At 74.3% G+C, this 6420-nt stretch carries 2 protein-coding genes; one reads left to right on the plus strand and one right to left on the minus strand.

Features of this window, described 5'->3' with window-relative positions; genetic code table 11:
* Positions 1-397: 397 nt before the first annotated feature.
* Complete coding sequence (locus tag ACFQ4O_RS13725; RefSeq protein ID WP_378776267.1) at positions 398-5599, minus strand: alpha-2-macroglobulin family protein; 5202 nt, start codon at positions 5597-5599, stop codon at positions 398-400.
* 233 nt (positions 5600-5832) lie between these two features.
* Here ACFQ4O_RS13725 and ACFQ4O_RS13730 point away from each other — a divergent pair.
* A partial coding sequence (locus tag ACFQ4O_RS13730; RefSeq protein WP_378776269.1) for an STT3 domain-containing protein occupies positions 5833-6420 on the plus strand: 588 nt, incomplete at its 3' end.

Raw genomic sequence — 6420 nt, forward strand, 5'->3', positions numbered from 1 at the left:
ACGAGTCCCGCCACCAGCGCGGCGAGCGCCGAGGCGGCGGCGACGCGGGCGAGGGCGGTGGGGCGACGGGAGGTCGGGGCAGGGCCAGCGAGTTGGGGGAGGCCCGCAGACGGCGCGGCGCGTTCTTCCCCCCTACCCCTTGCGGGGAGGGGTTGGGGGTAGGGGTGGTTGGGGTCGAGGCTCACGGGCGACATGGCTTATGGCGCTGCGGCGGCTTCGGGGTCAGCCGTGTGGGCGCCAGCGCTCCATCCTGCGCCACCCCCCACCCCGACCCTCCCCCGCAAGGGGGGAGGGAGCGCTGTGGCGCTGTCGCGGGCGCTCTCCGAGCGCGCGTCGGCGACGTCGCCACGCGAGCGCGCCGCCTTGCGCGACGAAACGCCGATCGCCCGGCCGGCGGTCACTTCGCGGTCACCTCCACATGGCCGGCGCCGGTGCGGGCGAAGCGTTCGGGGCGGTACATGTCCTCCACCGTCGCCGAGGGTTGCGCGTAGACGCCGGGGGCGACCGCGCGCACCACATAGGCCGCCGAATAGAGCGCGTCGGCGCCCTCCTCGCGTTCGAAAGCGGCGACGAAGCGGTCGTCCCGGAACTCGGAATGCACGGCCGTGGGCTCCTCGCCGAGGAAGGACAGCGCTGGCAGTTTGGCGCTGGTGACGAGCTCCGGATTGTCGATCTCGAAGCCCGCCGGCAGGCGGTCCACCAGCAGCACGCGGCCCGGACGCGGTTCGGGCTCGGTCACGCGCAGCACCACCACGAGGCGGCTGTTCTGCGCCACCTTCGACGGGTCCACCTCCACGCCGGCGGTCGTGTAGTAGCGCCGCTCCAGATGGAACTCGCGCTCGGCCGCAGGCTCCGGGATCACCGGCGCGCCGGTGACGGTGACGATCGCCTCGAGCGGCGTCTCGCCGGCGTTCACCACGCGGGACGGTGCGGCTGCGAGCTGGGCCGGCGAGAAATCCGCCGACAGCGGGCCCTGATGGGCGGCGCCGTCCACGGTGAGCTTCAGGTCCGCGCTCTGGGCGCGCAGCGCCCGCGCGGCCATCAGCAGCCAGGCGTTCTCCTGCGTGGAGAGCGAGGAGCGGTCGGCCCGCGCGGTCTCGATCCGCCGCAGCGTGGCGGGCTGGAGGCCGGCGCCCAGCCGGGCCTCGGAGGCGAGGGTCAGCACCGCCGCCTGATCGCGCAGCAGCGAGCCGAAATCGACCCGGTTGGCGGGGTCGTCCGCGGTGGCCTCCGCGCTGGCGAAGGCCTTTTCGGCCCGCGTGCGGTCGCCGATCTGGGCGAGCGCCGCGCCGATCTGGGCGCGGGCGAGCGGGCTCGTGAACTCGGCGAGCTTCACATCCGCCAGATAGCGCAGCTCGCCCACCAGCGCCCGGCCGGAGCGGGCCAGCACGTAATGGGCGTAAGCCACGTCGGATTCGGTGGAATCCTGCCGGAGGCCGATCGTGTTGCGCAGGTTGTCGAGCGCGAGCTCCAGCGCTTTGTGCGGCACCTCCGCCTGCGCCGCGCGGGCGCGGGCCAGCACGTCGGTGACAAAGGCGTCGAGCCACAGATCGCCGCCCTCGTTCGCGGACCAGAGGCCGAACGAGCCTTCCGCCGTCTGCCGCGACAGGATGCGGGCGACGGTGTCGGCGACGCGCGCCTTCACGTCCTGCGGCGAGGTTCCGGCGGTGCGGGACGACAGCCCCGCCTCGTCGCCGTAGATCAGCGCCACCAGCCGGCTCGAAAGCTGCTCGGAGCAGGCGTACGGGTAGGCGTCGAGCGCGAGCTTGAAGGTGGCGGCGTCGAGCGCGCCGGGCTTCGCCACCGACAGCGCGGCGGAGCCGGTTCCGGCCACGAGATCGCCCACCAGATCCTTCGAGACGGTGACGCCGGCGCCCTTGGCGAGCGTCACCTTCGAGCGGCGGGTGATGGGCGTCGCGGCGGGCTTCACCTCGAGCGCCAGCGCCTGGGCGTAGACTTTGCCGTCCGGCCCGGTGAGCGCCACGTCGATCCGGCCCGCGCCGACGCCCTTCGCGGTGACGGGCACCTCGACGGCGGCGCGCGCGCGGGCGCCGAGCGTCACGCTGGCCGGCGCGGTCCCGAGCGCCAGCGGCCCGGAGGCCGCCACGGCGAGGCGGTAGGGCCCTTCAGGCCCCGAGACGTTGTCGAGATCGAGCCGGACGCGGGAGCGGTCGCCGTCCGCGAGGAAGCGGGGCAGGGCGGCGTGCACCACCACGGGGTCGGCCACCGTCACGTCCTTCGCGGCGTGGCCGAGCTTGCCCACGCTCCACGCCACCGCCATCAGCCGCACCGCGCCGTTGAAGGCGGGCAGGTCGAAGGTCACGGTGGCGGTCCCGTCCGCGCCCACGGGGACGAGGCCGGAGAACAGCGCCAGCGGCGCCTGGGTCGGCGTGTCCTGCAGGCCGCCCGCGCCCGCGCCGTCGCCGCCGGAACGCAGCCGGCCGGCCTGGGCGTTCATGCCGTCGATGAGCTGGCCGTAGAGGTCGCGGATGTCGGCGGCGAGCTTGCGCTGGCCGAACACCGCGAGATCGGGGGCCGGCGGCTTGTAGCCGGTGAGGTTGAGGATGCCCACGTCCACCGCGGCGAGCGTCACATAGGCCTTCTCGCCCGCGGCGAGGCCTGTGAGCTTCACCGGGACGGCGAGCGGGCCGCGCGGCGCCGCGGCGTCGGGGACCTGAAGCGCGACGCCGAGCGTGCGGTCGCGGGCGTCCACAGCGGCGTGGGCCACGCCCACGGCGCGGCCGGGCATGCGGCTCGCCTTGGCGTCGAGCGGGCGGTGCACGAAGGCGACCACATAGGCGCCGGGGCGCCAGCCCTCCGTCACCTCGAAGCTCACCTTTGTCGCGCCGGGCGCCACGTTGAGCGTCTTCTGCGCCACCACGCCCGACGTCACCGCCAGCACGGTGGCGCGGCCGGCGAAGCGGCTGGAGAGCGTCGCGGTGACGGTGTCGCCGACGCGGTAGGACGGCTTGTCGAGCGCCACGTCGGTCATGTCGGGGCTGTCGGCGGAGGCGCCGGCGAAATAGCCGGCGTCAAAGGCGACGCTGGTGGCCGGCCCCTGCGGATCGGCGGAGGCCACCTCCAGCCGGTAGCGGCCGTAATCCGCCTTGGCCTCGATGCGGCCGGGGCCGGTTCCGGCGAGGTCGAGCCTCCCGTCCGCGACCCGGCGGGTGCGGTTGACGGTCTCGAAATTCCAGCGGCCGTTGGCGGAGTACCACTGATAGGAGGTCTCGACCCGGACCAGCTGCCATGTCAGCCCCGCCGCTGGAACGGAGGCGCCGTCGGGGCCGACCATGGCCACCTCGAACCGGGCGGTCTCGCCGTCGCCGACCCGGTCCCGGAACAGCGGCTTGACGCCGATGCGCGGCCCCTTGGCCGCCACCGGCAGCGTGAGCGCGCGCTCCAGCGTGCGGCCGGACGGCTCCGTGAGCCGCAGGGTGATCTCCGCCTCCAGCGGCCGGGAGGTGGCGGGCGGCGCGGGCTCCGCCACCGTCACCCGCGCCTTGCCCGCGGCGTCGGTGCGGGGCAGGCCGTCGATCGGGGTGCGGACGGGCGCGACCTGCTCGTCGGTGAGGCCGAAGCGATAGCCCTCGAAGCCGGCGGGCGCCGTGTCGCTCGGCTTGACGGTGAGGTCGCCCACGATCGCGAGATCGGCGGCCGGGGCGCCGTAGAGCCAGCGCCCGTCGACCGCGATCGCCGCGCCGCCGGCGCCGAGCGCCTTCGCGGCGGTGGAGAGCGTCAGGTCGAGCCGCTCGGGCACGTAGTCGGCGACGAGGAAGGTGGCGGAGCCGACGGGCGCGGCCTTGACGTCCGCATAGGCGTCGACGCGCCAGGTTCCGCCCATGGCCTGATCCACCAGCGGCAGGCGGAGCGTGCGTCCGCCGGCCCCGGCGTCGGCGGAGACAATGCGCCGGTCCTCCACGCCGTCGGGGCGGGAGAGTACGAAGGTCAGCGGCAGGCCCTCCGCCGCCGCGCCCTTGTCGTCGCGCAGCAGCGCGGTGACGTGGACGGTCTCCTTCGAGCGGTAGACGCCCCGCTCCGCGAACACCTGCGCGTCCAGCGGCCCCGGCGCCGCGCGGCCGCCGACGCCCCGGTCGGACAGGTCGAAGCCGGGCTTGGTCAGGTCGAGGAAGCCGTAGTCGCCGTCCTTGGAGGCGACCAGCACGGCGGGGGCCGAGCCGCCGGTCCCCTTGGTGAGCCCGGCCTCGAAGGCCACGAAGCCGTCCGCGTCGCTGGTCTTGACCGCGAGCACCTCGTTGTCGCGGGCGATCAGCTTCAGCTCCACCCCCGCGAGCGATCCGGCGGTGGCGAGCGAGCGGGCGAAGGCCTTCACGCCGTCCGTCCCCGACACGGCGGTGAGGCCAAGATCGGACACCACGAACCACTGGGTCGCGACCGAATCCCACGGCTCCGGATCGACCGCGTTCTTCGGCTTCGCGATCAGCACATAGACGCCGGGCGCGAGCTTCGGCGCGGCTTCGGAGACGGGGAAGGCGGTGACCACGTCCGTGTTCGGCTTGCGCTCCACCGACAGTTCGCCCGCATAGACCCGCGAGGCGGTGTCGGAGCGCAGCCGGTCGATGGCCTCGCCGTCGAGCTGCTTCTGGAAGTCGCCGGACACCACCGAGGGCGTCAGGTTGCGGTCGCCGACCCGGTAGAGCTCGACCGTCGCCGCGTCCACGTTGACGCTGACCAGCGGCACGCCCTGCTGGCCGGTGGAGGGCAGCACGTAGTTGCGGCCGGTGAAGCGCACCGCGGGCGAGCGGTCGCGCACATAGATGCGGAACTCCTTCGACGAGGGCAGCGTCTCGTCCACCTCGGAGGGCAGGCCCTGCCGCACGGTGAGCTCGTAAGTCTCGCCGTGCTTCAGCCCGTCCACGCAGAGCTGCTGCTCGCTGGCGCTCACCGCCGGGCTCTCCACGCCCTTCAGCGTCACGTAAGGGGCGAAGTCCACGCGGCCCTTGGCCAGCGTCTCGGAGAACTGCACGCAGGCGCGCGGGGAGGCGGCGTCGGCGTCGACCGAGAAATCGAGCGCACGGAACCCGTGCTCGGCGCGCAGGGCGTCGTAGGCCTTCTGAAGCTCGGGCGTGGGGGCGGCCGCGAGGCTCGCCTTGTAGGCGTCGAGCGCCGGGCGGAACTCCTCCTTGTAGACCAGCGCGTTGGCGAGCACGGCGAGCGCCCGGCCGCGGGTCTTGGCGTCGGAGGAGAGTTCGTAGGCCCGCCAGGCGGCGCCGATCGCCTGCTCCTTGAAACGCTCGCGCTCGGAATAGTCGTCGGTCTCGACGCGGGTGAGCGCGACCGAGAGATTGCGCCACGCCTGCTCGCTCGCCGGGTCCTTGCCGGCGGCGAGCGCCATGCTGACCGCCGCCTCGCGCCACTCGCCGGCGCGGATCTGGGCGACGCCCTGCTTCAGCAGGTCCGCCACGGGGCGTGTGTCGGACGTCGCCTCCCGCTGCAGCCGCGCCTGCAGCTTCAGCGCGCTGGTCAAGGCTTCGCGATTCTCGTAGCCGCCCGGCGCGGCGGCCGCGGGCGCCGCCATGGCCAGCGAGACGGCGAGCGCCGCGGCGCCGAGGCCGAGACGTCGGAGGGCGTGGCGCATGGCGTGTCTCCCCGTAAGCCGCGCCCGGTCGACGCCGGCGCGTTTGCGGCGACGATAGCCCCGGCGGCGCGGCGAGGAAATCGCGAACAGGGCCGCGTTCACCGTTCCGAAGGCGGAGATGGGGCAGGGTCCGGGCGGATCCGGGCGCGCGGCTTGACCCGCGCCGGCTCCGAACATGTTGAAGCGCGCGCTGGATTCTGCCGGCTGGTGTCTTGGATGGGGGTGATCGGCGCATGACGAGTCTGGACGCCGCCGCGCTTTCCCGAACGCCGTCCCGCGCGGGCGCGCTCGGCGTCCGCGCCGCGCCGCTGCTGATCTGGCTCGCCTGCCTGCTGTGGTGGGCGTGGCGATCCTACGCCGCCGGCCCCGACCTCATGTCCACCGACGACGCCATGCGGCTCGTTGAGGCGCGCGACCTGCTGGCCGGGCAGGGCTGGTTCGATCTGGTCCAGACGCGGCTCGACCCCACCTCGGGCGGCGTGCTGATGCACTGGTCGCGGCTGATCGACCTGCCGATCGCGGCGCTGCTCGCGGCGTTCGGCGCGCTGTTCCCGGCTGAGACCGCCCTGCGTCTCACGCTGCTTCTCTGGCCGGCGCTCACCTTCCTGCCCGCGCTGCTCGCCGTGGCCGCCATCGGCCGCGCGATCGCCGGCCCCGCCGGGGGCGTGCTGTCGGCGCTGATGCTGGCGCTGTCGCCCGGCCTCACGGGACGGTTCTCGCCGGGCATGATCGACCACCACGGCGCGCAGGTGGCGCTGATGCGGATCATGCTGGCCTGCGCGCTGAACGCGGATCGCTCCCGCCGCGCGGCGCTCGGGGCC

The organism is Methylopila musalis (genome assembly GCF_042679725.1).
GTDB classification, from domain to species: domain Bacteria; phylum Pseudomonadota; class Alphaproteobacteria; order Rhizobiales; family Methylopilaceae; genus Methylopila; species Methylopila musalis.

Coding starts and splice junctions, on each gene's coding strand:
- ACFQ4O_RS13725 (WP_378776267.1), bottom strand. CDS start 5,599: ATGCGCCACGCCCTCCGACGTCTCGGCCTCGGCGCCGCGGCGCTCGCC.